At 71.6% G+C, this 25,348-nt stretch carries 24 protein-coding genes and 1 tRNA gene; 10 read left to right on the top strand and 15 right to left on the bottom strand.

What is annotated here, in order from left to right; genetic code table 11:
• Window positions 1-72: 72 nt before the first annotated feature.
• From HEP85_RS20210 to HEP85_RS20195, 4 genes are all read right to left on the bottom strand, one after another.
• Window positions 73-543 carry a copper chaperone PCu(A)C gene (locus tag HEP85_RS20210; RefSeq protein ID WP_168528973.1) on the bottom strand — a complete coding sequence of 157 codons (471 nt, stop codon included), beginning with the start codon at window positions 541-543 and terminating at the stop codon, window positions 73-75.
• Window positions 540-1,193, bottom strand: coding sequence for an SCO family protein (locus HEP85_RS20205; RefSeq protein WP_168528972.1), 654 nt, complete (start codon window positions 1,191-1,193; stop codon window positions 540-542). The genes HEP85_RS20210 and HEP85_RS20205 overlap by 4 nt, the downstream gene beginning before the upstream one ends.
• Before the next feature lie 106 nt (window positions 1,194-1,299).
• Window positions 1,300-2,031 carry a YcnI family protein gene (locus HEP85_RS20200; protein ID WP_329288944.1) on the bottom strand — a complete coding sequence of 244 codons (732 nt, stop codon included), beginning with the start codon at window positions 2,029-2,031 and terminating at the stop codon, window positions 1,300-1,302.
• Window positions 2,032-2,177: 146 nt separating this feature from the next.
• Entirely contained in the window at window positions 2,178-3,041 is an 864-nt protein-coding gene (locus HEP85_RS20195) for a hypothetical protein (protein WP_168528970.1), read from the bottom strand.
• A gap of 233 nt (window positions 3,042-3,274) precedes the next feature.
• Between HEP85_RS20195 and HEP85_RS20190 the strand changes: the two genes are divergently transcribed.
• Complete coding sequence (locus HEP85_RS20190) at window positions 3,275-3,730, top strand: ATP-binding protein (protein ID WP_168528969.1); 456 nt, start codon at window positions 3,275-3,277, stop codon at window positions 3,728-3,730.
• Here the strand turns inward: HEP85_RS20190 and HEP85_RS20185 are convergent.
• The 4 genes from HEP85_RS20185 to HEP85_RS20170 form a co-directional block, all read right to left on the bottom strand.
• Window positions 3,693-4,997 carry an MFS transporter gene (locus HEP85_RS20185; protein ID WP_369657778.1) on the bottom strand — a complete coding sequence of 435 codons (1,305 nt, stop codon included), beginning with the start codon at window positions 4,995-4,997 and terminating at the stop codon, window positions 3,693-3,695. The genes HEP85_RS20190 and HEP85_RS20185 overlap by 38 nt on opposite strands.
• 232 nt (window positions 4,998-5,229) lie before the next feature.
• A complete protein-coding gene (locus tag HEP85_RS20180) occupies window positions 5,230-6,603 on the bottom strand; it encodes a PLP-dependent aminotransferase family protein (RefSeq protein ID WP_369657777.1) in 1,374 nt (457 codons plus the stop codon).
• Window positions 6,604-6,721: 118 nt separating this feature from the next.
• On the bottom strand, window positions 6,722-8,173 hold the full coding sequence (locus HEP85_RS20175) for an aminopeptidase P family protein (RefSeq protein ID WP_168533821.1): 1,452 nt from the start codon (window positions 8,171-8,173) through the stop codon (window positions 6,722-6,724).
• A 492-nt stretch (window positions 8,174-8,665) separates the two neighbouring features.
• Window positions 8,666-10,237 carry a PP2C family protein-serine/threonine phosphatase gene (locus HEP85_RS20170; RefSeq protein WP_168533819.1) on the bottom strand — a complete coding sequence of 524 codons (1,572 nt, stop codon included), beginning with the start codon at window positions 10,235-10,237 and terminating at the stop codon, window positions 8,666-8,668.
• A gap of 482 nt (window positions 10,238-10,719) precedes the next feature.
• Between HEP85_RS20170 and HEP85_RS20165 the strand changes: the two genes are divergently transcribed.
• Entirely contained in the window at window positions 10,720-11,385 is a 666-nt protein-coding gene (locus HEP85_RS20165) for a bifunctional DNA primase/polymerase (protein WP_168528967.1), read from the top strand.
• Window positions 11,386-11,441: 56 nt separating this feature from the next.
• On the top strand, window positions 11,442-12,035 hold the full coding sequence (locus tag HEP85_RS20160; protein WP_248002012.1) for a hypothetical protein: 594 nt from the start codon (window positions 11,442-11,444) through the stop codon (window positions 12,033-12,035).
• Between the two features lie 250 nt (window positions 12,036-12,285).
• On the opposite strand, the gene HEP85_RS20155 is transcribed toward HEP85_RS20160, so the two are convergent.
• The 3 genes from HEP85_RS20155 to HEP85_RS20145 form a co-directional block, all read right to left on the bottom strand.
• Complete coding sequence (locus tag HEP85_RS20155) at window positions 12,286-13,251, bottom strand: DUF5926 family protein (RefSeq protein ID WP_168528966.1); 966 nt, start codon at window positions 13,249-13,251, stop codon at window positions 12,286-12,288.
• 125 nt (window positions 13,252-13,376) lie between these two features.
• Complete coding sequence (locus HEP85_RS20150; protein ID WP_168528965.1) at window positions 13,377-14,015, bottom strand: ATP-binding protein; 639 nt, start codon at window positions 14,013-14,015, stop codon at window positions 13,377-13,379.
• A gap of 116 nt (window positions 14,016-14,131) precedes the next feature.
• Window positions 14,132-14,941 carry a glycerophosphodiester phosphodiesterase gene (locus HEP85_RS20145; RefSeq protein ID WP_168528964.1) on the bottom strand — a complete coding sequence of 270 codons (810 nt, stop codon included), beginning with the start codon at window positions 14,939-14,941 and terminating at the stop codon, window positions 14,132-14,134.
• Between the two features lie 268 nt (window positions 14,942-15,209).
• Between HEP85_RS20145 and HEP85_RS20140 the strand changes: the two genes are divergently transcribed.
• Complete coding sequence (locus HEP85_RS20140; RefSeq protein ID WP_329288933.1) at window positions 15,210-16,721, top strand: trypsin-like peptidase domain-containing protein; 1,512 nt, start codon at window positions 15,210-15,212, stop codon at window positions 16,719-16,721.
• A 100-nt stretch (window positions 16,722-16,821) separates the two neighbouring features.
• Here the strand turns inward: HEP85_RS20140 and HEP85_RS20135 are convergent, their stop codons facing one another.
• Window positions 16,822-17,208: a VOC family protein gene (locus HEP85_RS20135; protein ID WP_248002498.1), complete on the bottom strand. Its 387-nt coding sequence runs from the start codon at window positions 17,206-17,208 to the stop codon at window positions 16,822-16,824.
• 224 nt (window positions 17,209-17,432) lie between these two features.
• Between HEP85_RS20135 and HEP85_RS20130 the strand changes: the two genes are divergently transcribed.
• Both HEP85_RS20130 and HEP85_RS20125 read left to right on the top strand, forming a co-directional pair.
• Window positions 17,433-18,329, top strand: coding sequence for a LysR family transcriptional regulator (locus HEP85_RS20130; RefSeq protein ID WP_168528962.1), 897 nt, complete (start codon window positions 17,433-17,435; stop codon window positions 18,327-18,329).
• 116 nt (window positions 18,330-18,445) lie between these two features.
• A tRNA-Ser gene (locus HEP85_RS20125) sits at window positions 18,446-18,532 on the top strand.
• Window positions 18,533-18,665: 133 nt separating this feature from the next.
• Here HEP85_RS20125 and HEP85_RS20120 read toward each other — a convergent pair.
• A complete protein-coding gene (locus HEP85_RS20120; RefSeq protein ID WP_168528961.1) occupies window positions 18,666-19,037 on the bottom strand; it encodes a calcium-binding protein in 372 nt (123 codons plus the stop codon).
• 374 nt (window positions 19,038-19,411) lie between these two features.
• The gene (locus HEP85_RS20115; RefSeq protein WP_369657776.1) at window positions 19,412-20,068 is read right to left on the bottom strand and encodes a hypothetical protein; all 657 of its coding nucleotides are present in this window, start codon (window positions 20,066-20,068) and stop codon (window positions 19,412-19,414) included.
• Between the two features lie 636 nt (window positions 20,069-20,704).
• On the opposite strand from HEP85_RS20115, the gene HEP85_RS20110 reads away from it, so the two are divergent.
• Window positions 20,705-21,208, top strand: coding sequence for a hypothetical protein (locus HEP85_RS20110; protein ID WP_168528960.1), 504 nt, complete (start codon window positions 20,705-20,707; stop codon window positions 21,206-21,208).
• Window positions 21,209-21,386: 178 nt separating this feature from the next.
• On the opposite strand, the gene HEP85_RS20105 is transcribed toward HEP85_RS20110, so the two are convergent.
• Window positions 21,387-22,274: a bifunctional DNA primase/polymerase gene (locus HEP85_RS20105; protein ID WP_168528959.1), complete on the bottom strand. Its 888-nt coding sequence runs from the start codon at window positions 22,272-22,274 to the stop codon at window positions 21,387-21,389.
• A 372-nt stretch (window positions 22,275-22,646) separates the two neighbouring features.
• On the opposite strand from HEP85_RS20105, the gene HEP85_RS20100 reads away from it, so the two are divergent.
• The 3 genes from HEP85_RS20100 (at window position 22,647) to HEP85_RS20090 (ending at window position 25,348) form a co-directional block, all read left to right on the top strand.
• Complete coding sequence (locus HEP85_RS20100) at window positions 22,647-22,952, top strand: hypothetical protein (RefSeq protein ID WP_168528958.1); 306 nt, start codon at window positions 22,647-22,649, stop codon at window positions 22,950-22,952.
• Between the two features lie 318 nt (window positions 22,953-23,270).
• Complete coding sequence (locus HEP85_RS20095; protein ID WP_168528957.1) at window positions 23,271-24,434, top strand: acyl-CoA dehydrogenase family protein; 1,164 nt, start codon at window positions 23,271-23,273, stop codon at window positions 24,432-24,434.
• Window positions 24,431-25,348, top strand: coding sequence for a bifunctional MaoC family dehydratase N-terminal/OB-fold nucleic acid binding domain-containing protein (locus tag HEP85_RS20090; protein ID WP_168528956.1), 918 nt, complete (start codon window positions 24,431-24,433; stop codon window positions 25,346-25,348). Before HEP85_RS20095 ends, HEP85_RS20090 begins: the two co-directional genes overlap by 4 nt.

Raw genomic sequence — 25,348 nt, 5'->3', positions numbered from 1 at the left:
ATGGCGCCGCGGGCCGAGCCACGGACGGCGGTGCGGCGGGGAACGGTGGTCTGCGTCACGGTGATCCCTCCCTCAGTGCCCGGTCGTCGGGTTGTATGTCGCGGACTTCACCGGCATGGAGACCTGCACCGTGCCGGTCCTGGCGAAGTGGAGCGTCAGCGACACCTTCTCGCCCTCCCGGGGTCTGTGGGTGAGCTTTTCGAACATGATGTGGTTGCCGCCGCTCGCGAAGGCGAGTGTGCCGTCCGCGGGTATGGCGAACGACGTCTCCTCCTCCATCGCGCCGCCCTTGGTGGAGTGCAGCGTGACGTCGTCGGAGAGGTCACTGGTGACCGAGGTGAGCGTGTCGGTGCCGCCGGAGTTGGTGACGGTGAAGAACCCGGCCGCCATGGTGTCCGTCACGGGGGCGGGCATGTAGACCCCGCTGACCTTCAGTTCGGGCTTGGAGGACGCGGAGGACGCGGAGTCGTCCGAGCCGCAGCCCGCCAGTGTCAGCGCCAGTGCCGCGGCCGTGACCGCCGCGGCTCCGACGGAGCGCCTCACGGGTTCTCCCCCTTGATCAGCTTGGGAAGGTCCTTGGTGTAGTCGTCGACGGTGGCGGCCTCGCTGTACAGCACATAGCCCGCGTCGGTCTTCGGTGAGAACGCGATGACCTGGGTGCCGTGCACGGAGACGAGCTTGCCGTTCTTGTCCTTCGTGGTCGGCTCGATGGTGATGTGGAGGATCCGGGCACCGGCCTGGACGGTGGCGAAGTCGCCGGTCAGGCCGATGAAGGCGGGGTCGATTCCCTTGAGCCACTTGCCGAGCGCGGCGGGGGTGTCGCGTCCCGGGTCGGTGGTGACGAACACGACGCGGAGCTTGTCCCGCTCGGCCTCCGGCAGCTGCTTCTTGGCGACGGCGAGGTTGCTCATCGTCGTGGGGCAGACGTCGGGGCAGTGGGTGTAGCCGAAGTAGACCAGCGTCGGGCGACCCTTGGTCTCCGCGAGGAAGTCGTACTTCTTGCCGTGGGTGTCGGTGAGGACGAGATCCGGCTTCTCGAACGGCTGGTCGAGGACCGTCGCGGCCCGTTCCGATCCGGCCTCGGCGGACACGTCGGCGATCGGCTTGTTGCCGTCGTCACCGCTGCCGCAGGCGGAAAGGGTCAGTGCGGCGGCGGCGAACAGGGCGGCAGTGGCATACGTCTTCTTGCGCATAGAAAAATGTCCCAGATGTGAGGGCTCCGGTGTGCACCGGGGTCGTACGACGCCGTTGACGGGGGCGTACGACCTGCCGGTGCACGACGGAGGGGTGCTGTGGGCCTCAGGCGTCGACGCGCCGGCGGCCGGCCATGACGCCGTACGCCACGCCCGCCGCACCGACGACGATGCCCACGATGCCCAGGACGCGGGCCGTGGTGTCCGTGTCGGAGGGTGAGGCGGCGGAGGTGGTGTCCTTGGCGGCCGGGGTGGAGGTGTCGGAGGCGTCCTGGGCGGCGGAACCGTGGTGGCCGTCCGCGGACGCGGCGGAGAGCGCGAGGACCGGAGCCGGGTTCTCGGGCTCCTCCGCACCCTCCTTCTGCGGTTCGATCCAGCGCACGACCTCCTTGTTGTCGTACGTCTGGATCGCCTTGAAGACCAACTCGTCGGCGTCCTCGGGCAGCTGGCCGATGGAGAGCGGGAACTTCTGGAAGAAGCCCGGCTCGATGCCCTTGCCGGTGGCGGTCCAGGTCACCTTGGAGACGGCCTCGGAGATCTGCTCGCCGTGCAGGGTGAGCGGCTTGGCCAGCTTGCTCTTGGTGACCTTCACGGACCAGCCGTCGAGCGGCTGCGGCATGACGGACGCGAGCGGGTGGTCGGTGGGGAGGTTCACCTCGACCTTGGTGGTCGCCGAGTCGTCACGTTCGTTGGGGACCTTGAAGTCGACGACGGCGTACTCGCCCTTGGCGGCCGCGCCTTCCGGCTGGACGCTGACGTGCGCGAAGGCGGGGACGGACAGGGCGAGAACGGCCGAGGCGGCGACGCCACCGGCGGCGGCGATACGGGAAGCCTTCATAGAAGAGGACACTCCACTTTCAGTCCGATGAGGAAGGGGGTGTGCGTGCCGACAGCCGCGGAGCGGCACCCCGTGCGAGGCGTCGTCGGGCACGCGCGCGTGCCGCACGGCGCGGCCCCTTCGTGATCGTGAAGCGGTGCGCCGTGTCAGGCAGCGAGGACGAGAGCGGGGGAGCGTGGCGGTCCGCGCCGGACGACGGAGTGCTGAAGGGCGATGGTGCGTGGCTTGCGCGCGGCGCGCGGCGCGCGGCGCGGAGTGCGCGGTGCCGCGCCGGAAGTCCCCGGGAGTCCCGCCCGCAGGGCGCGTACGAGCGCGAGCGCGGCGCGCAACGACCGTACGAGCGCGCCTTCCGCGACCCCGTGCGCGGACAGCCGCATGAGCCGGAGCAGCGCCATGTCACCGTGGCGCAGCACCCATCCGGCGGCGACGGCCGCGAGGACATGGCCGAGCAGCATGGGCAGGGAGGGCAGCAACCCCATCGAGGAGCCCGCGGCGGACGACACGGCGTCCGCGGGGTGATGCCCGGACATCGACGGCATCGACGGCATCGACGGCATCGACGACATGGGCATGGACTGCGTCGTGCCCGTGTCGAGCCCCGCGTCGGCCAGGATCTTCTGGGCCTGTGCGGGGCTGATCGCCGCCGCGGCCGTGCCGCACACGATGTGGGCGGCACGCTGGACGAGCGACGCGTCGGTCATCGTCATGGAGCCGGAGCCCGTTGCCATGGATCCGGACACGCCGAGCCCGAAGAGCGTGTGCAGCGCTGTCTGTCCCACGGCGAGCACCGCCGCGATGCCCGGCAGCGCCCGCTCGCGTCCCGCCAGGGGGGCGGCGACGGCGAAGACGCCGAGGAAGCCCGCGCCCAGAGTCCACAGCGGGACGGTCGTACAGGAGGCGATTCCATGACCGGCCGCGGCCAGCACGACGCAGACCGCGGCGAACACCGCGGCCCGCAGAATCCGGAGCTCTTGTCCGGAGCGCGCCCTGCGTGAGTGGGGGGCAGTCATGGCGGCCCCATCATCGCACTGGCCACCCCCGCGCCCCACGGCAGGTCCGCAAGGTGACGTGGCGCGAGGTGTCGCATGGAATGTGGCCATATGGCCGAAAGCGTCCGCACATACACCCTCCCTGACGCGCACGCATCCGCCGTATGGGCGGCATCACGTCATCCGGGCGATTGCACACGGGTACTCGCGGTAATACGTAACGGTATGTCGAGCCGCGGCCTGGAGGCTGGAGCATGAGCATTTGGTGGTCACTCCATCTGCGGCGCGAGGCTGCGAGCGTTCCGCTCGCCAGACGGCTGTTGCTCGGCACGATGGAGACGGCGGGCGTCGACCCCGACATCTCGTACGACCTCTCCGTCGCGCTCACGGAGGCCTGCGCCAACGCCGTCGAGCACGGCGGCGACACCGCGCACGGCGCGGCCACCGAGGCCTACCGGGTCACCGCCTACCTCGACGGCGAGAAGTGCCGCATCGAAGTCGCCGACTCCGGCCCGGGGTTCCCCGCCGGACGCGCCCGCCCGCCGCTCCGCCCGGCCCGCGCCGACGCCGAGCACGGGCGGGGGCTGTGCCTGATCCAGGAGCTCGCCGACCACGTCCGGTTCGACAACGAGCCGGGGCGGGGCGGCGCGGTGGTCAGCTTCGACAAGGTTCTCAAGTGGCGGGAAGACGCGCCTTTGATGGCTGTCTGACCGGGCGGTTCTCCGCGACGACGGCTGTCCCGGAATCCCCGCCCCGCGCACAGCCGCGTCCCGTGTTCCCGTCCGCCGTACGCGCGGCGGCCCACCGCGCCGCCGGCCCCGTCCCGTACGACGCGCCCAGCATCAGGACCCCGAGCAGCAGCCATCCCGGCGTTCCCCAGCCCACCAGCAGGGCCGTCAGGACCAGCGGGCCCATGGTGCGGGCCACCGTGACGCCGGTGCCGAAGAATCCCTGGTACTCGCCCACGCGGTCGGCCGGGGCGAGGCCGAGCCCCAGTTGCCAGGAGCCCGCCGACTGCTGCATCTCGGCGACGACCTGGAGCACCGCGCCCGCCACGAGGATCCCGGCCGCGACCCACGGCGGGGTGCCGGACGACAGGGCGAACACCGCGCAGGACGCGAGCATGACGAACCCCGAGCGGCGGATCGCGCGCGTGGCCGAGGCGAGACCCGTGACACCGCGGGCCATCCGCACCTGGAAGACCATCACCACGGCGGTGTTGAGGACGAACAGCGCGGAGACCAGCCAGGCGGGCGCCGAGGTCCGCTCCGTGATCCACAGCGGGACGCCCAGACTGAGCAGCGGCATCCGCAGCAGCAGCACGGTGTTCAACAGGGTGACGAGGACGTAGGGGCGGTCGCGCAGGACACCGGTCCCGTGCCGTCGGGTCACACCGGCCGCCGGCGGGGACGGCAGCCGCAGCAGCAGCGCCGCACAGAGCAGGAAGCTCACCGCGTCCAGCGCGAACACCCCCAGATACGCGGCCCGTGTCCCGGCGTGCAGGGCGAGTCCGCCGAGGCCCGCGCCCACGGCCAGACCGGCGTTGAGCGTCGACTGGAGGTGCGCGAGCAGCCCGGTCCGCTCCCCGGCGGGGACCAGGCCGGCGAGCAGCGCCTGCCGCGCCGCCGCCAGCCCCGACTGCGCGGCGGCGTACGCGCAGGCCGCCGCGACGAAGGGGACGAAACCGCGTACGACGAGGAACGAGGCCACCGCGAGCCCGGTGGCGAGCGCCAGCAGCACGGCCGTGCCGCGCGGCCCGCGCCGGTCCGCGAGGCGTCCCAGCGGCACTCCCACCAAGGAGCCGACCGCCCAGGCGAGGGTCAGCCCGAGCCCCACGCGCGCGGGGGCGAGGCCGACGACGTGCGTGAAGTAGAGCGCCGAGGTCACGTAATAGGCGCCGTCACCTACGGAGTTGGCCAACTGCGCCAGGGCGAGGACGCGCCGGGGACCCGCGGGCGGGACGAGGGGGTTCGTCATGACAACGACCCTAGAAGCGCGGTGGACCCCTGGGCAGGCCCAATCACAGCGCCGATCCATGACCCAATCGGTCACCCGCGAGGCCCTCGCGGGACGGGGGTCGACCTCTGTGCCGCGAAGCCGGGTGCTCCGAGGGACGGAGCCGCGGCCTCTCCGGGAGGGCGCCGCGTCCTCTCCGGGGCGGAGCCCCGCCTGCGCGGGGACAGCCTCGTCCGCCGCCCCCGCCCGCCGCTCACGTCCCGTCCAGCACCCGCCCCAACACCTCCAGCGCTTCCGGGAACACCTGCTCCCGTGGCGTCCCGTACCCCACGACCAGCCCCTGCGGCCGACCCGCCCCGGGCGTGTGCCAGTGGTCACCGAGCCGCCCCACCGCGAGCCCCAGCGCCCGCGCCCGCGCCACCGTCTCCGCCTCGTCGGTGACCTCCACCAGCGCGTGCAGCCCGGCCGCGATCCCGCGCACGCTCCGGGATGCTCCGAGCCGGTCCACGAGCTGGTCCCTGCGCCGCCGATAGCGGAGTCGACAGGCGCGCACATGGCGGTCGTACGCGTGGCCGGTGATCATCTCGGCCAGCGCCAACTGGCCGATGACCTCGGTGTGATGGTCACTGTGCAGCTTCGCGTCCGTCACCACGTCGACCAGGTGCGGCGGCAGGACCATCCAGCCGAGCCGCAGCGCGGGCCCGAGCGTCTTGGAGGCCGTGCCGAGATACGCGACCTGGCCCGGTGCCATCCCCTGGAGGGCGCCGACGGGCTGCCGGTCGTAGCGGAACTCCCCGTCGTAGTCGTCCTCGACGATCAGCGCGCCGTGTGCGCGGGCCCAGTCGGTGAGCGCCCGTCGGCGCCGCGGATGCAACGTGACCCCGGTCGGGTACTGGTGCGCGGGCGTGACGACGGCCGCACCGGCTCCGCCGGCCCCCAACTCCTCCGGGCGGGCGCCCCGTTCGTCGACCGGCAACGGAACCACCGTTCCGCCGCCCCGCCGCACCACGTCCCGGTGGAAGGGCAGCCCCGGGTCCTCCATCGCGACCACTCCGCCGCCCAGCGCGCTGGTGAGGAGCGCGAGTCCCTGCACGTACCCCGAAGTGATCACGATCCGCTCGGGCGGCGCGATCACCCCCCGGGCCCGTCCCAGATAGCCGGACAGCGCCGTGCGCAGTTCGATCCGGCCGCGCGGATCCCCGTAGCCGTACGCGGAGGAGGGCGCCGTCGCGATCGCGCGGCGCAGCGCCCGCAGCCAGGCGGCGGCCGGGAACGAGCCGACGTCCGGGCTGCCCGGCCGCAGATCGAGACGAGGGGCACGCGCGCGTGCCGCTCCCTCGGACGCCTCCGGAGTGGTGGCCGGCAACAGCGCCACCTCGGTGCCCGATCCCTGCCGCGCCGTCAGATATCCCTCGGCGACCAGCTGGTCGTACGCACCCTTCGCGGTGCCGCGTGAGATGCCCAGCTCGGCCGCCAGCCGCCGCGTCGCGGGCAACCGGGTGCCCGGCGCGAGCCGTCCCTCGCGCACCGCGTCCCGCAGCGCGCGTTCGAGCCCCGCCCGCCGGCCCGCCGCCACGTCCGGCTCCAGATGCAGATCCACACCGACGCCGGACCAGAAGTCGTCCATGCAACCGGGCCCTCCCTCCGAGTACCGCGCCCCCTGCCAGGCAGGACAGGCCCGGGTCACCCCCGCGAACCGAAAACGGCCGGGCACCCGTGGGGGTACCCGGCCGTACTGTCGCGGATCAGCCCTTCAGCGCGGCCATCCACGCCTCGACCTCGTCGGAGCGCCGCGGCAGTCCTTCCGACAGGTTCCGGTTGCCGTCCCGCGTGACCAGGATGTCGTCCTCGATGCGGACGCCGATGCCGCGGTACTCCTCGGGGACGGTCTGGTCGTCGGCCTGGAAGTACAGACCCGGCTCGACGGTCAGGCACATGCCCGGCTCCAGCGTGCCCTCCACGTACGTCTCGGTCCGCGCGGCCGCGCAGTCGTGGACGTCCATGCCGAGCATGTGGCCGGTGCCGTGCAGGGTCCAGCGACGCTGCAGACCGAGTTCGAGGACGCGCTCGACCGGGCCCTCGACCAGACCCCACTCGACGACCTTCTCGGCCAGCACCCGCTGCGCCGCGTCGTGGAAGTCGCGGTACTTGGCGCCCGGCTGCACGGCCGCGATACCGGCCTCCTGGGCCTCGTACACGGCGTCGTAGATCTTCTTCTGGATCTCGGTGTACGTGCCGTCGATGGGCAGCGTGCGCGTGACGTCGGCGGTGTAGAGGGTGTGCGTCTCGACGCCCGCGTCCAGCAGGAGCAGGTCGCCGGAGCGGACCGGTCCGTCGTTGCGCACCCAGTGCAGCGTGCAGGCGTGCGGTCCGGCGGCGCAGATGGAGCCGTAGCCGATGTCGTTGCCCTCGACGCGGGCGCGCAGGAAGAAGGTGCCCTCGATGTAGCGCTCGCTGGTCGCCTCGGCCTTGTCCAGGATCTTCACGACGTCCTCGAAGCCGCGGACCGTCGAGTCGACGGCCTTCTGCAGCTCGCCGGCCTCGAACTCGTCCTTGACCAGCCGCGCCTCGGAGAGGAAGACCCGCAGCTCCTCGTCGCGCTCGGCGGTGACCTTGTCGGTCAGGGCCGCCTCGACGCCGGCGTCAAAGCCGCGCACGACACGGACGGGACCGGTGGCCTCCTTCAGCGCCGCGGCCAGTTCACGGACGTCCGACGCCGGGATGCCGTACAGCTGCTCGGCCTCGGTGAGGGAGTGGCGGCGGCCGACCCACAGTTCGCCCTGGCCGGACAGCCAGAACTCGCCGTTCTCCCGGTCGGAGCGCGGCAGCAGGTAGATCGTCGCCTTGTGCCCGTCCGACGTCGGCTCCATGACCAGGACGCCGTCCTCGGTCAGGTTGCCCGTCAGGTACGCGTACTCGACCGAGGCACGGAAGGGGTACTCCGTGTCGTTCGACCGGGTCTTCAGGTTGCCCGCGGGGACCACCAGCCGGTCGCCCGGGAAACGCGCGGAGAGTGCGGCGCGGCGGGCTGCGGTGTACTCGGCCTGCGCGATCGGCTCCAGGCCGCGCAGCTCGGTGTCGGCCCAGCCGGACTTCATGCTCTCGGCGAGTTCATCGGACACGCCCGGGTACAGGCCGTTCTTGCGCTGCTTGATCGGCTCTTCTTCGACCGCTTCGTCAGCGGCATCGTCGAGCACGGCTTCCGGGGTCTCCGGGTTGAGCGCCTCCGACACGGTCTGCCTCCTTGATACGACTCTGGACCGCTTCCATCGTACGGTCGTACGGGAGCGGGCCCGGGGCCGGAACGGCTTTACGCCGAGAGCTCACCGCGTGTGCGAGGGGGCTCACCGCGCGTGCGGGACGACGCACCGCGCGCACGCCGGAGCGCACCGTGCGTGCGCCGCGGTTCACGGGGAGTGCTCGGAGGGGGGGCTCGCCGTGAGCAGCGGGGGAGGATTCAGCGGGGGCGGCGAGGAGGGCTCACCGCGGAGCGGACGGGGAAGGCTCACCGCGGAGGAGTCGGAGTGCGCGCCCCGGGAACACCCGAGCCCGTCGCCGTCACGAGGGGGCCCGGTGCCCCTCGTGAGGAGTCCGCCGCGGTCACCCGCAGTGGTCGCTCGTGACGTTTCCGCGCGGCAGTCCCGCACAGCAGTCCCCCAGTAGTCCCGCCCAGCAGTCCCGCGCCACGGTCACTCGAAGCGTGCCGCCAGCAGCACCACGTCCTCGTCGCTGTCGCCCCCCGGCCCGGGTCTCTTCGGGCCGACAGGCATGCCGGACCCGGCGGTCCCGGACCCGCACTCGTCCGGGAGGACGGTCCGCAGGACGTGGTCGGCGATGGCGCCGGGGTCCTCGCGCAGCGACCTCGGCACGCTCGCCGCCGCCGCGTGCAGCCGGGCGAAGGCACGGTCCATGGGGTCGCCGGTGCGGTGCAGCAGGCCGTCGGTGTAGAGCAGCACGGTCTCACCGGCCTCGGCGGTCAGCTCGACACTCGGCGCCTCCCAGCAGGCGAGCATCCCCAGCGGCGCGGACAGCGAGGTCTCCACGAACTCCGTGCGCCGTGCGCCGATGAGCAGCGGCGGGCTGTGACCGGCTCCGGCGAGGGTGATCCTGCGCAGCGCGGGCTCGCAATAGGCGAAGAGGGCGGTCGCCGAGCGGGCGGGCTCGGTCAGCCGCAGCAGCAGTTCGAGGTCGGACAGGACGGCGACCGGGTCCTCGCCCTCCATCACGGCGTACGCCCGCAGGGACGCCCGCAGCCGGCCCATCGCGGCGATCGCGCTGGGTCCGGACCCCGTGACGGATCCGACGGAGAGGCCGAGCGCGGCGTCGGGCAGGGGCAGCGCGTCGTACCAGTCGCCGCCACCGCGCGGACCCGTGCGATGACGGGCGGCCAGCTGGATACCGGGGACCCGGGGAAGCCGTGGGGGAAGCAGCTCCTCGGAGACGGTCGCCACGCACGCGCGTGTGCGCTCCAGTTCCACCAGCCGTGCCAGGTGCTCGCTCGCGTACCGGGCGTAGAGGCCGACGAGGTGGCGCTGGCGCTCCACCGGTTCGGCGGGTTCGTCGTAGAGCCATACGGCGGCGCCCAGCCGGCCCGTCGCCCTGGTGGACAGCGGCAGCGTGTAGCTCGCGGCGTAGCCGAGCCGGGCGGCCACCTCGCGGTGGCGGGGGTCGAGGCCGTCCTCGGAGAGCAGATCGGGCTGCGCGATCTCGGCGTCGCCGCCGGGCAGGCCGTCCAGGATCCGTCCGTACGACATGGAGCTGCGCGGAACGGTCTCGATGTGGCCGAGATCGGCGCGCCCCAGACCCAGGCCGACGGTGGTGTCCGGGCCGAGTCCGTCGCCCGGCTCCAGGACGACGAGACCGCGCCGCGCGCCCACGAGGAAGGCTCCGGCGCGCAGGAGTTCCTGCAGTGCCTCGCTCAGCGCCGCGGTGCGCGCCAGGCGTTCGGTGAGTTCGTGGAGCGTCGTGAGATCGGAGACCCAGCCGGCGAGCCGGTCCTGGAGGACGAGTCCGGGGCCGGTGGCCGGAGCGGCCGGAGTGGCCGAAGCGGCGCCCGGGGCGGAGGATGTAGGCGCGACAGTGTGTGCGGGTGCGGGAACCGTTGAATCGATTCCGGCCACTTTCGGAAGGTGAGGGGCGTTCATGGCGTCCGGCTTTCCGACCTGTGCGTATTGCTCAATAGCATCGCAAACCCCCATGTCGTTCTGCGCCGCTGGCAGTGTCTCCACATGTACACGCACTCGTGAGGGGATGTCCAGCATTGTCCTGCCGGGATTCCTGGTGTCCACGAGACCCTCGGTAACCCTTGCGGGAAAGCAAAGTTGGCTTAAAACTGACTCGGGTAACACGTTATTGAGGTCGACTGGCCTCGTTCGACGGAGCGTCACAGCGGTCGTGGTGGGTACGTACTCGGTGAAGGCCAGGGGCGGTTGGGAACCGCCCGGAACCTGGAATCGGACCCGGGCGTCTTAACTACCGATGACCGTGCCCCATCCTCCCGTGGCGGAGGCGGCAAGCAATACGCGGGACAGCAAAACGCCAGGCGCCGCCACCCCACGCCATGCCCGTGCTTCAGACAGACGCAGTATGGACGCGGACGCAGCCAATGCTCGGCCCAGATGGGTTCCCCCTGCCGTGCGCGGGGGTGTGATGCGCCAGCAGGTACGCACAGTGAAGTGATCGACACATGACGTGATGTGATCCACGGTGTTGCCAGGCGTGCAACGGAAAGGAACGAGCGCTCATGCGCGAGATCCTCGGAAGGCGACGCAGGCTCCTGTCCAGGCGGAACAACGGGAGCCCTGAGATGCTCAGCGCGGCCCTGACCTTCGCGGCCGATTGGCGCTGGCCCGTACTCCCGGGTGTGGCACCGGATCCGCAGGGGCGTGCCCGCTGCGGCTGCCCGGACCCGGAGTGCACGGTGCCCGGCGCCCACCCCTTCGACCCCGGCCTCCTCGCGGCCACCGCCGACCAGCGCATGGTGCGCTGGTGGTGGACCAACCGGCCGTCGGCACCCATCGTGCTGGCCACCGGAGGCAGGGCGCCCTGCGCGGTGAGCCTGCCCGCCCCCGCGGCGGCCCGCGCGCTCGACGCGCTCGACCGCAAGGGCATGCGCCTCGGCCCGGTCGTCGCGGCCCCCACACGGTGGGCGATCCTCGTCGCGCCGTACTCCATGGAGCAACTCGGCGAGCTGCTCTACGCCAAGGACTTCGTACCGGGTTCCCTGCGCTTCCACGGCGAGGGCGGTTACATCGCGCTGCCCCCGTCCGAGACCGGCCAGGGACGGATCCGCTGGGAGCGGGCCCCGCTGCCCGGTTCGGCCGCGCCCTGGGTGCCCGGGGTGGAGGCCGTGGTGGACGCCGTGGTGGAGGCGCTCACTCGTACGGGTGTGAGCGCGCCCGAGTTGTAGGGCGCTCCGGCGCGCGGCGAGCCGCGCGCCCACCCCGGCTCGTTATCTTCCGTGGTATGCAGCGTCATCTTGGCCGACACAGAGACTCCTTGCCGCTGCGCGGCGGGCCGGGCCCCCGAAGCGTTCGTCTGGGGGCGTTGACCGCCGCCGTGGCGTTCATCGTCGCTCTGCCGCTGACCGTGGCGTCCGCGGGGCCCGTCGGGGACGAGGGTCCCGCGGTCGTCCGTACCTCCGGGCGCGTCGACGAGAAGGGGCGTGCGCCCGGCTCCGGGGGCCTCTCCGCGTCCGCGTCCCGGCTGCTGGGGCTGGGCCTGGCCACCGTCGCCCGGTGCGGCCCCGAACTCTCCTCACCGGACGGCATCGAGGCGCAGACCTGTGTCCTGACCCGGGGGGCGGACACCTGGGCGCGCACGTACTACCGCAACGCGACCGGCGACGAGCTGAGTTCCGTACTGAGCCTCATGGGGCCCGCCGGCCACACCGTGCAGATGAGGTGCGTGGTGGACGCGGAGGACGATCCGGGAGCGTGCGAGACGCCCAGGGAGCGCACGGCGGGCGGGGCGGGGGCCTACACGGCGGTCGCGGAGTTCGCGCAGGGCGCCGGTGACGGGCCGCTGCTGCTGCGCTCCGGCAGCAGTACGGGTTCGTAGCAACTTGCCTCTGTGGCAAGGGCGTTGACGCCGTACGAGGTTCCGGACATGAAAAAGACCCGGTTGCTGGCGACGGGGGATGCACCAGCAACCGGGCTACTCGAACGGTAACAAGAGATCGGCGGTTCGCAAATTCGATCTCGGCTATTCGGACACGGATTCCGCTGTCACAACCGGGAGTTGTGACAGGAGTCACCTGTCCTCAAGGGCCTGGACCAGCTGACCGGTCGGTCAGTGCCGCGACCGGGGATCAGCTCAGCGTGACCTGTCGGTTGGTGAGTCCGCCGCGCGCCCGGCGTTCGTCCGCGGTGAGCGGCGCGTCCGAGGCCAGGGCGGTCGCCAGGCGTTCGGCGAATTCGGCCGCCGGCTTCTCGATGTCGTCGGCCGTGACAGCGCTCGGCAGGTCCCAGACCGGCACCGTGAGCCCGTGCGCGCGGAAGGAGCCGACCAGCCGGGTGCCCTCGCCGAGACTCGACCGGCCGGCCGCGTGCAGCCGCGCGAGCGCGTCCAGAAGCTGTTCCTCGGGGTGCGGCATGACCCAGCGCAGGTGGTTCTTGTCGGGGGTCTCGCACCAGTACGCGGCGTCGACGCCGGAGAGCTTCACGGTGGGGACGGCGGCGGCGTTGGCCCGCTCCAGGGAGGCGGCCACGTCCGGCGTCGAGTTCTCCGCGTCAGGGACCCAGAACTCGAAGCCCGTGTGCACAACTGGCTCGAAGGCGCCTTCGGGGTCGAGCAGTTCCTGCAGCCGCGGGCCGTCGGCCGGGGCGCGGCGGCCCGGGACCGGTGTGCCGGGCTCCGCCGTGAGGGCGCGCCGCAGGGTGTCGGCGAGGTCGCGGCTGATGTCGCCGGACGCCGTGTCGTTCTGCAGGCCGAGCAGGACCGAGCCGTCGTCGCGGCGCAGCGCGGGCCAGGCCATCGGCAGGACGGTGGCGAGCGTCACCGAGGGGACGTCCTCGGGGAGGCTCTCCTTGAGCTTCAGTTCGGCGGTCGCGGCGGGCACCAGCTCGCGCAGCGCGACCCAGTCGCCCTCGTTCGGCAGGCCCTCGAAGGGGCGCTGCACCAGTTCGGTCACCGCGTGCGCGGCCGCCCGGCCATGGCAGGCCTTGTAGCGGCGGCCGCTGCCGCAGGGGCAGGGTTCGCGAGCGCCGACAACCGGGATTTCCCCGTCTTGCAGCTGAGGCCGCTGGGCCTTCGTCTGGGGTCGCTTCTTGGCCATCGTGGGTGTCTCCCGATCACGGCTCGACTCGTACGGGCGCGAGCCTAGCCGTTCGTGCGACGGCCGAAGGGACCCTGTGGACAACGTCGACCACGCACCGGGTCCTTCCGGAGGAACGGGGGGTCTCAGTCCAGGTCGTCGAAGGCGTCCGCGAAGTCCAGCTCGGGTATCGCGGACACAGCCGGTGACGCGACGCGCGTAGCGAAATCGTCGCGCCGGTGCCCGGTGGTCGCGTCGGCGACGTCCTCCTGGACGACGACCCACACCGTGACCTCCCCGCGGGCGTCGTCGCGGACGCCCCAGTCCTTCGCCAGCGCCGTGATGATGTTCAGCCCGCGGCCGCCGTGTGCCGTGACCGAGGGGGTGGCCGGTACCGGGCGGGTGGGACCGCCGCCGTCCGTCACCTCGACGGTGAGCCTTCCGGACGCGTCGACGCGCCACGCGGCCCGCACGTCGCCGTCACCCGACAGGGCCTCGCCGAGCGGCCTGCCGTGCCGGCACGCGTTGCTCAGCAGTTCCGAAAGGATCAGTACGGCGTCGTCGACGATCGATTCCGCCATTCCGCCCGTGCGCAGCTGATCCCGCATCCGACGTCTTGCCTTCCCGACGCCCGCAGGGCCATGCGGAACGGCCATGCTCGACGACGTGGGCACTTCCCGTGCCACCACCAACGCCACCCCCGAGACCTCCTTTGCCCCACGCCACGGTGTGGATGCCCCACTGGACTGAACCGGAAACCGGCCAATCCACGTCTGCTGACGCACTCGTAACGATCGAATACGGAACGAACGCGCCGGTGCACTCCCTGTCACTGTGTGGCTGGATCTCGATGGCCGTTCCGGGGGTTCGATCAGTGCCTTCCGGAGTGGTGCGCGCGAGGTCAGCGGCCGAGCTGGCGCAGGACCGCGCGCGGTCGGTTGGTGATGATGGCGTCAATGCCCAGCTCAACGCAGAGGTCGACGTCCTCGGGCTCGTTCACCGTCCAGACGTGCACCTGGTGCCCGGCTCGTTTCAGCCGTTCGATGTAGCCGGGGTGGCTGCGTACGATCCGCATCGAAGGGCCTGCGATCCGGACACCCGCGGGCAGCCGTCCGTCCCGCAGCCGGGGCGAGACGAACTGCAGCAGATAGACCGTCGGCATGGTCGGGGACGCGGTCCGGACGCGGTGCAGGGAGCGGGCCGAGAAGCTCATGACGCGGACGGGTGAGGTCGTGGCGCTCGCCGGGGAGTCCAGCCCGAAACGCTTCAGGAGCAGCAGCAGCCGGTCCTCGACCTGTCCGGCCCAGCGTGTGGGGTGCTTGGTCTCGATGGCCAGCTCCACGCGGCGGCCCGCGTCCGCGACGAGTTCGAGCAGTCGCTCCAGGGTGAGGACGGACGTGTCCTCCGGGTCCCCGGGGCCGTACTCCCAGTCGGGGGACTCGTCGCGGTTCCTCCAGGCGCCGAAGTCCAGCGCGGCCAGTTCGGCGAGCTCCAGGGCGGAGACCGCCCCGCGGCCGTTGGACGTACGGTTGACGCGACGGTCGTGGACGCAGACGAGGTGTCCGTCCGCGGTCAGCCGTACATCGCACTCGAGGGCGTCGGCACCGTCCTCGATCGCCTTCTTGTAAGCGGCCAGGGTGTGCTCGGGGGCTTCTTCGGAAGCCCCGCGATGGGCGACGACCTGGATCGGGTGCTGTCGTGCGTGGGTCACCGCGTCATGGTGCCATCGCTGCGGGGTGGCCGCCGGGTCGGATACGCCACAAATGAAACCATTGCGCCAGAAAAGACCTATGTAAAGAATGGACCTGGACCCACAGCCACCGCTTATGGTGCTCTGACGTCCTGTGGGAAAAGCTGACGGCGTACAAAAAAGCACATGCACACCAGCACAGCTGAATCGCGCCGGACGCGTCGACAAGCATGAGCGAGCGTGACCGAGTGCGACCGAGAACAACAGCCGTGGATCGAGGAGAAGAGCTGTGAGCACCGAGAACGAGGGCACCGCAGTACCCCCGGCCCCGTCCGCACCTCCCGTGCCGGTGGAAACTCCCGCTGCTTCCGCGCAGAACGCTGCGCCCGAAGGGGGCGCGCCGACCGCTCAGATCCCGTCGGTGCCTCCGGGCGCCCCCGGCGCACCGGAGCAGTCACCGGCGTACGCGTCGATGGGTGCCGGGACGCCTGACCCGTACGGGCACGGCGCGGGGACTCCCGGTGCGCCGGGCTACGGTCCCGGGACCCCCGGGGCCGTCCCCGCGGCCGAGGCGGGCTGGCCGCCCCCGCCGCCCGCCACCCCCGCGTACGCGGACGGTGGCGGCTCCGGCGCCGGCGGGTGGGGTTCCACCTACGGGCAGCCCGCGCCGAAGCCGAAGAACGGACGTGGCGGCCTGGTCGCCGCCATCCTGGTGGCCGCGCTCGTCGCGGGCGGGGTCGGCGGCGGCATCGGCTACTCGCTGGCCAGGGGCAACGACAGCTCCACCGGCTCGACGACGGTCTCCGCCCCGAGCAACAGCGGCGACGTCAAGCGCGCCTCGGGCACGGTCGCGGGCGTGGCGGCCAAGGCGCTGCCGAGCACCGTCACCATCGAGGCCGAGAGCACCAACGGCGAGGGCGGCACCGGCACGGGCTTCGTCTTCGACAAGCAGGGCCACATCCTCACCAACAACCACGTCGTGGCGGATGCGGTCGACGGCGGCAAGCTCACCGCGACCTTCCCCGACGGCAAGAAGTACAACGCCGAGGTGGTCGGCCACGCCCAGGGTTACGACGTCGCGGTCATCAAGCTCAAGAACGCGCCGTCCGACCTACAGCCGCTCGCCCTCGGCAACTCCGACAAGGTGGCCGTCGGTGACTCGACGATCGCGATCGGCGCCCCCTTCGGCCTGTCCAACACGGTGACCACGGGCATCATCAGCGCCAAGAACCGCCCGGTGGCCTCCAGCGACGGCAGCTCCAGCAGCAAGGCCTCCTACATGAGCGCCCTGCAGACGGACGCCTCGATCAACCCGGGCAACTCCGGTGGCCCGCTCCTGGACGCCCAGGGTTCCGTCATCGGCATCAACTCCGCGATCCAGTCGACGAGCGGCGGCGGCCTGGGCGGCACCAGCCAGTCCGGTTCCATCGGTCTCGGCTTCGCGATCCCGATCAACCAGGCGAAGCACGTCGCCCAGCAGCTCATCAAGACCGGCAAGCCGGTCTACCCGGTGATCGGCGCGTCCGTCTCCCTCGAAGAGGGCACCAGCGGCGCGAAGATCACCGAGCAGGGCGCGAGCGGCTCCGCGGCGGTGACCTCCGGCGGCCCCGCCGCCAAGGCCGGCCTCAAGCCCGGCGACGTCATCACCAAGCTCGACGACCAGGTGATCGACAGCGGTCCGACCCTCATCGGCGAGATCTGGACCCACCAGCCCGGCGACACCGTCAAGCTCACGTACACGCGTGACGGCAAGGTCCGCACCACCGACGTCACCCTGGGCCAGCGCGACGGCGACAGCTGACCGATCGGTCCTGTCCCCGCGCCACCGACGATCGTGGGTGACGCGGGGCGGGTTGCCCGAGCGGCCCCCCGGGCCCGTCGTCACACCGGCTCGAGCGCGGTCAGACCGCGGCGTCCTGCGGGTACCAGCGGAGTTCCACGGTGTTGCCGTCCGGGTCCTGGACGTAGACCGACGTGGCGGTGCCGCGGGCGCCGAAGCGGTCGACGGGACCTTCCAGGACGGTGAAGGTTCCCGACGTGATGAACTCGTCCCAGTCCAGCGGTTCCACGGTGAGACAGATGTGGTCGACGTTGGATCCTGCCCGAGGGCGACCGACCAGGTCGATGATGGACTCAGGGGTAATTCTCACCGAGGGGAACGAGACCTTGCCGGCTCGCCACTCGGCAACGCGTACCGGTTCCAGGCCGAGGAGTCCGGTGTAGAAGTCCAGGGACCGCTCGACATCCCCGACGTTGAGAACCAGATGGTCGAACGCCCTCACGCGCAGAGAGGGCACCCCGGGTCGGTCGCCGAGGCCCGGTGAGGGATGGCTGCGCTCCCGCAGGGGCTCGCCGGTCCCGGCCGTGCGGGTGGTGATGTCCGAGGCGTTCATGGGGCTTCCTTAGATGGTGGAGTCCAAGTGGGCGCCATTGACGATCCGCCGACTCGGCTCCGTCATCAAGGCATGATGGGAACACGGCCGTTGAGCGTGATTCAACGAACGGGGGGACCATGCTGGAACGGGCGGAGATCGAGACCTTCCTGACGCTTGCCGAGGAACTGCACTTCGGTCGTACCGCCGAGCGCCTGTGCGTCACGACCGGGCGGGTCAGTCAGGTGATCAGGAAACTTGAACGACGGATCGGCGGCATGCTGTTCGAGCGGACGAGCAGAAGCGTTCGCGTCACAGCGATCGGGCGGCAGTTGGCCGATGACCTGGTGCCCCTGGTCGTCGGGATGGAGGAGGCGCTCCGAAGGGCCGCCGATGCCAGTCGCGGTGTCACGGGAGAACTGCGGGTCGCTTTTCTCGGGGAGTGGACGGCACCCGCGCTCCTGAGGGCGGTCCAGCTCTTCAGCGAGCGCCACTCCGACTGCAGGGTCGATGTGCGGGAGGTGCAGCTGTCCAACTCCCGGGCGAGCCTGCTGGACGGCTCGGTGGACGTCCTCATCGCCTCGTTCCCGTTCGACGGAATGGCCTGTGGGCCGGCGCTGCTGACGGAGAAACGGGTGCTCGCCGTCGCGGCCGGCCATCCGCTCGCGGGCGCGGAGTCGGTGTCGCTCGAAGTGCTCGCGGAGCACCCGGTGGTGCAGTACCCGGAGGTGACCTCGGCCGGGTTCAAACGGGATCGCACACCGGAGCACACCCCGCTGGGCAGGCCGGTTCCGAAAGGACCGGCCGGAGGATCGTTCTCCGAGATGCTCACGCTGGTCGCGATGGGCAGGGGCGTCCTGCCCGTCGGAGAACATTCCCGACGTTACTACCCTCGACCGGACGTCGCCTATGTGCCTCTCCATGACGCACGACCGATCGAGCGGGGACCGGTCTGGCTGGAAGGGAACACCACGGAGCGCGTACGCGAGTTCGTACGGGCCGCGGCGGACGTCGCCCAGCAGCTGCCGATTGCATGAGCGTGCCGCTTGCGGCGAGCGGGAGCAGCACCCGTGGATTTCGTGGACCATGCCGCCGGGGAACGCTCGGGGCCGGGTAGGCTGTAGCCGCCTCGCCCCAGGTGGGCCGGGGCGCGGGTGGGTTGCCCGAGCGGCCTAAGGGAACGGTCTTGAAAACCGTCGTGGCAGCGATGTCACCGTGGGTTCAAATCCCACACCCACCGCAGCTGAACGGCCCCTGACCAGGTGAGGTCGGGGGCCGTTCTCATGTGCGCCGGGCGTCAGTCACCGTGGTCCGCCGTCAGGTACCGGCCGATCGGGCACGGCGGGGGCACAGGCGCGTTCTGGTCCGCGGCGTCAGACGGTGCAGCCGGGACCGTTGAGGGGGCGGACGCAGACGTTCAGGCCGGGTCCGCCGTTGTTGGTGTTGGTGCCGGGGCCGCCGTCGAGGACGTCGGGGCCGTTGCCTCCGAAGAGGGCGTCGTTGCCGTTGCCGCCGGTGAGGACGTCGGCACCGTCTTCGCCCTCGACGCGGTCGTTCCCGTCGCCGCCGCCGATGCGGTCGTTGCCGGTTCCGCCGCACAGGATGTCGTTGCCGCCACGGCCGTCGATGACGTCGCTGCCGCCGAGGCCGAAGATGACGTCGTTGCCGGGCGTGCCGATGAGGAGGTCGGCGCGGTTGGTCCCGACGATGGTGGGTGTGGCGTTGGCACAGGTGAGAGGAGCCATCGTGTACGAGAAGACCAGAGTCGGCCGGGCGGTTGCGGTGGTGGCGGTGGCATTGGCCGCGCTGACCTGGGTGGGCGAGGCGTAGGACGATCCCGCACCCCCTCCACCGCCCCCTCCATGGCCCCCGCCCCACCAGCCGCCTCATAGCTCCGCCGCCGGTGGAGGTGTCTCCGTTGCCGCCCTGTCCGAGGCTTCCCGAGGTGCCGTTGCCGACGTTGACGGCCGTTCCCGGGCTGTTGCCGCCGCCTCCGCCGCCGGGAGCGGCGCTGCCGAATGCTCCGCCGCCTCCGCCGCCCGCCGAGTAGGGAGCGGCGGAGCCGCCGTTGCCACCGCCGAAGATGCTGCCCCCAGCCCCTCCGCCACTGGTGGTGCCGTTACCGCCCGGACTGTTGCCGCCCCTCCACCGCCGCCGATGCCGAAGGCGCCGCTGCCGCCTTGTGTCGTTCCCGGAACTCCGCCGGGACCGTTGCCGCTTCCGCCGCCGCCTTGATTGCCGGCCCCCGCCTCCGGCACCGCCCGAAGCGACGAGCAGGCGGGGATCGGTGGAGGGGTGCCGGTGAGGTGCAGCTGCCCGCAGCACAGGTCTGGACACTGGTCGCGCCGCCGCCTCCACCCCCGCCTCCGTTGCCGGGACCGGCGACTCCGCCGCCGTTGTAACCGCCGCCGCCCCCGGAGCCGCGACCGGCGACCTCCAGCCGGAGCGTCTGAGCCGGGGTGATGGTGAGTGAGCTCGCGGTCACCTGGCCGCCGGCCCCGCCCGGGCCGCTCGTACCGTTCGCGCCGGAACCGCCCACTGCGGTGATCCCGGTCAACTGGGTGACCCCGGCCGGTGCGGTGAACACGAACTCGCCGCCGCTGTCGCCGGTGATCGTGTAGGTGCAGGTGACCACATTGCCGCTGGTCTGGATGTTGATCCCGGTCGTGCCACCGCCGGAAGCCGTACCGCATTCGGTCTGTGCCTGCGCCGGTGTGGCCGCCAGCAGCGGACCGGCGAGACCGGCCATGGCCACCGCGACCGACGATGCCAGCATCCGAAAGGACGCGCGTCGTACTCGACCTGTGGACGGGCGTTCAGAGAGGGTTCTGACGTGTGCCGACATGGGGGTGTCTGTCTCCTCGAGACCAAAGAGGTGCTCCCGCCCGCACCGATGAGTGTTCGCGGCGGGCGGAGCACAGCCGGTGAGAGGGCCGCGCAGAGGTGTCACTCAGGTTCCTGCGACCCCGGGCAGCTGAACAGATAACCCCAGGACCAGGAGGCCAACACACCGCGACGACAGGGAAAGTCCAGGCGGCAGGAGTACATCCCCGACGGCGGCGAGGGCGGGGCTGGTGGAGCAGGCCGTAGGTTCGACGGGCGTGCTCACGACCGGGGGGCACGTGGCGGGCACGACCACGATGACGACGGTTCGGCGGGCGTGCCTGTCCCGTCTCGGCCGCGGCGGAGACCTTGGCGGCCGTGATCGCCGAAAGATCCTGAGTCCCGCCCTCGACCCGCGCGTGCGGCCGGCCCGCGGCCAGGATTCACGGGCCCTCGGTCAACCGGAACGCGCACAGGCCTGTTGACGATTCCTCCGCCGAACAGCCCCTGCCGGAGGGCAAGATGGGCGGCCCGCTGCTGTGATGTGACTGTGACGCACGGGGCTGTCCCTCGATGCCATGCTGCGGGTATGCCTGACGAATCGCTCGACGAAGGGGCCGTTGCGCAGCCCGCCCCCTTGCCGGCACCGTCCGAGCCCGCACGGGGGCATCGGTTCCGGGGCGTGTTGGTGGCGACGGCGGTTGCCGGCCTTGTGGTCGGTTCCGGTGCCGTCGCGCTGGCGTGGAACCTGTCCGGGCGCGGAGGCGACCACGCGTTCACGTTGGTGGGGCAGGTACGAATCACGGGCAACCTCGGAGCCTCGGGGACCTGCAGTGGCAGTCACGAGTTCAGCGACATCGACAAGGGCGCGCTTCTGACCGTCCGTGATTCGGCGGGCCGGGTCGTCGCAACCGGGTCTCTCGGAAGCGGTGCCTACAACAGTTACTCGGCCTGTGTGTTCCCGATCGTCGTGCGGGGGGTGCCGGACGGATCGGCGTCGTACTCGGTGCAGGTCGGCTGGCACAGTGAGAAGACGATCGAGAACGGTCAGGCGCGGACCGGCAACCTGGTCATGAATCTCGGCGGCACCTGATCCGAACGCCAGGCCCCGCCACCTCCCCCGTCCCGCCGTCGGCCGAGCGGAACCTAAGTCCGGTCATCTCGACCGTACGGCCGGAGGAGAGCGTGGTGCGGGCCGGCGCCGTGAAAGGACCCCAGCGGCCGCGCCCCAGGGACGGCACCCCAGGGACGCGTGATCCCTGGCGCGCGCCTCAGTTCCGTGGGAGCCCGGGATGCCGGAACGACATCCGGGACGCCGACGCGATCGTCGAGCGGGCCTCGTGTGCGGTGAGGCCGGTGCGGACGGCGGCCTCCACGAGGGCGGGGGTCAGGTCGGGACCGATGCCGTTCTCGTAGGCCCGGCAAGCCGCCCAGAACAGGCGGGTGTTGCGCTGGCCCGCGTGGGCGGCGAGGACGAACTGGATCAGTCCCTCGCCCTGATGGCCGGTTGTGGGAGGCGTGCGGTGGCGTGTACGGGGTGGGGGCGTGAGCAGGCGCAGAAGTTCACCCGGGCAGGGCGCGGGCGCGAGGTGGGCGGTGCCCGGCGCCGTGCCGTACACGCCGTGTTCGGTGCGTGAGCCGGGGCCGACCAGGTAGCCGCCGGCGCCGCGGATGTCGATGCCGGGAGCCAGCCGGCTCGCCGAGTTGGGGACGACGACGTCCGGTGGCCCGGTCAGCCAGAGGTGGCGGCCGCCGCTCGGGGTCACGACGACGACGGTGTCGGGGATGGTGAACAGGTGGCGCAGGGCCAGTTCACGCAGGGCGGTGGAGGAGTCCGTGCCGGCCTTGGTGTCGAGGTCGATGCCGATGAGGTGGTGCGGGTCGAGGCCGCAGGCGATGCCGTAGCCGGTGGACCAGGGGGCGGCGGCGAAGAGCGCGCGGATGCGTCGGGGGTCGGTGGAGGCGTCGTACACGCCGTGCCCGAAGCGGCCGCATTCGCCGTGGCAGGGCGGGGTCGTCGGGTCGGGGTCGGCGCGGTGGGGTGAGCGCAGGGCCGGGAGTTTCGTACGGGACAGCGGGATCACCGCGAGGCCGCGCTCGGCGGCGGACAGGGCATGGGCCAGGGCCACGGTCGTGGCCTGCCGGTCGATGGTGGCCATGACTCCATGTTCGTACGAGTGTTCGAAAAAGGGAAGAGTGCGCCGGCCGGGGAGCGCGGAGTGGGGGCTCTGGGTGGCCTGGGGCGGAAATATGGCGAAACGCTTCAGCCCTTGCGGCGTCCGGTTTCGAGTCGTCCGATCCACGTTGAGCTGCGGCTTTGATGTCACGAAGAGGGTTTATCGACTTGTCCTCACGCTTGAGGGGGAATCGTGGCTTCCGGGCTGGTTCGCCGGGGATTCGGTGGGCAACTCTGGATTCGCGACGTCGTGAACAGTGACGGGGCGGTCGGCCGGCCACCTCGGAGCAAGCCGTATCCCACGTACCACCCGGCTCACCGCCGGTCCGTACATCCGGTTCATGGAGGAACTCACATGGCAAGCATCCGTACCGCCCGCGTTCTCGCCGCCGTCTCGGCCCTGCCCCTCGCCGCCGCCCTGTTCACGGGTGTCGCGGCGGCGGACAACGGCGCGATCTCGGACAGCGGATCGAACGCGGGCGTGGCAACCGTCAGCGGCAGCGGGGTCGGACGCGACAACAGTGGAAACTCCTCGACCACGCAGCAGCAGGCGGTGGGCTCCGGCGCCTCGAACCAGAGCAATACCGCGCAGGTGAACGGCTCCGCGTTCACAGCCATCAATCAGTCGCCCACCGTCGTCCACTTCACCAAGCTCTGGTGAGCGCCGGCCGATGAGCCCCCGTCGGGCTCATCGGTCCGGCCTCCCTCGCGGGGGCGTGCTTCCTGGGGTCGTAACACGTCTGCGCGACGGTGCTTCGGTACCGTCGCGCAGGCGTTTCGGCGTTCCCGCGCACGTCCACCACCTCCGTCCCGTCACCTCGCGGCACGTCCCGCGCGGGCGCCGCGCACCGACTGCGCGCGTCCGGCGGACGGCTCCCGCCGGCCGGGCGCCCGCCCCTTCCGCCGACCTTGACAGCACACGGCATCTGACGGACAGTCAGAAACCCCTGTCCGTACGAGGTCCGGGAGGGCCGCCGCCGTGCACCTCGCCCCCACCGAGCGCCAGCGACGGCTGCGCGCCGAGCTGCGCGCGTACTTCCGGGACCTGATGCCCGAAGGGCCCCCGCCCGCCCGCGAGCCCGACCGCCGGCGCGCGCTGCTGCGCCGCATCGGTGCCGACGGACTGCTCGGCATCGGCTGGCCGACCGCGTACGGGGGACAAGGGCGCGGCGCCGACGAGCAGTTCGTGTTCTTCGACGAGGCGTACCGGGCCGGCGCACCGGTGTCGATGGTCACGCTGAACACGGTCGGTCCGACGCTCATCAAGTACGGCGACGAGGAGCAGAAGAGGTACTTCCTGCCGCGCATCCTGAGCGGCGACCTCGTCTTCGCGATCGGCTACTCGGAGCCCTCGGCCGGAACGGACCTGGCCGCGCTGCGCACCTGCGCGCAGCGGGACGGCACGGACTTCCTGGTCCACGGGCAGAAGATCTTCACCTCCAACGCCCAGCACGCCGACTGGATCTGGCTCGCCTGCCGCACCGACCCCGACGCGCCCCGGCACCGGGGCATCTCCATCCTCCTCGTCCCCACGGACGATCCCGGGTTCTCCTGGACACCGATCGAGACGGTCGGCGGCCTGACCACCACGGCCACGTACTACGACGGCATCCGCGTCCCCGCCTCCCGGCTGGTCGGCGAGGAGAACCGCGGCTGGCAGCTGATCACCGACCAGCTCAACCACGAGCGCGTCGCCCTCGCCGCCATCGGCATGCAGGCCGAGGACTTCTACACGGCCGCGCTGGAAGCGGCGCGCACACCCGATCCAGTGACGGGGCGGCGCCGGGTTGACGAGCCCTGGGTGCGTTCGCGGCTGGCCGAGGCGCACGCGCGGCTGGCGGCATCACGCCTGCTCAACTGGCGTCTGGTGGCGGATGTGGGGGCCGGTCGCCTGGCGCCGGGCGACGCCGGCGGCGTGAAGGTCGCGGGAACGGAATCGGCCGTCGAGACGTATCGCATATGTCAGCACATCGTGGGTTCCGACGCGCTGGTGCGTTCCGGTTCACCGGGGGTGTTCGGGGACGGCGAGCTGGAGCGGATGAACAGGGCGGCGCAGATCAACACGTTCGGGGGCGGGGTGAGCGAGGTGCAGCGGGAGATCGTGGCGACCATGCGGCTGGGGATGACGAGGGGGCGGCGGTGAGCGGCGCACCGGCCGGGCCGACGGCGCGGCTCAAGGAGTACGAGGGCCGGGTGGCCACCGTCGCGGGCACCGGCAGGGACCCGGTCAACCGGCCGATGATCCGGCACTGGTGCGAGGCGATGGACGACACCAATCCGGCGTACGAGGGACCTGACGCCATCGCGCCGCCCACGATGCTCCAGGCGTGGACGATGGGGGGCCTCTCCGGACAGGTGAGGCGCGCGGGCCCGTTCGACGATCTGCTCGGACTGCTCGACGACGCCGGGTGCACCTCGGTGGTCGCCACCGACTGCGAGCAGGAGTACCTGCGGCCGCTGCGGCCAGGGGACGAGATCACCTACGACACCGTCATCGAATCGGTCTCCGAGCGTAAGAAGACCCGGCTCGGCACGGGGTATTTCGTCACGACCCGGATGGAGGTGCGGTCGGCCGGCGAGCTCGTGGGCACGCACCGCTTCCGGATCCTCAAGTACGCCCCGGCGCAGGGCAGGCCGAGGAGCGCCCGACCACGGCCGGTCGTCAACCGGGACAACGCCGGGTTCTGGGAGGGCGTGAGCCGGCACGAGCTGCTGATCCAGCGGTGCGCCGCCTGCGGGACGCTGCGCCTTCCCTGGCTGCCGGGGTGCGGTGCCTGCGGCTGTCCGGAGTGGGACACCGTCGGGGCGAGCGGTGAGGGGACCGTCTACTCGTACGTCGTCATGCACCACCCGCCCTTCCCGGCCTTCGATCCTCCTTACGCGGTCGGTCTGATCGAGCTGTCCGAGGGCGTGCGGATCGTGAGCAACGTGACGGGGGTGCCGTACGACAAGGTGCGGATCGGGATGCCGGTGCGGCTCGAGTTCGAGTGGTACGACGAGGAAGTGGTCCTGCCGGTCTTCCGGGCCGCGGACGGCACCGAGGGGGGTGAGCGCTGA

This window comes from Streptomyces sp. RPA4-2 (assembly GCF_012273515.2).
Classification (GTDB): Bacteria; Actinomycetota; Actinomycetes; order Streptomycetales; family Streptomycetaceae; genus Streptomyces; species Streptomyces kaempferi.
This window is presented reverse-complemented; position numbering and strand designations above follow the sequence as displayed.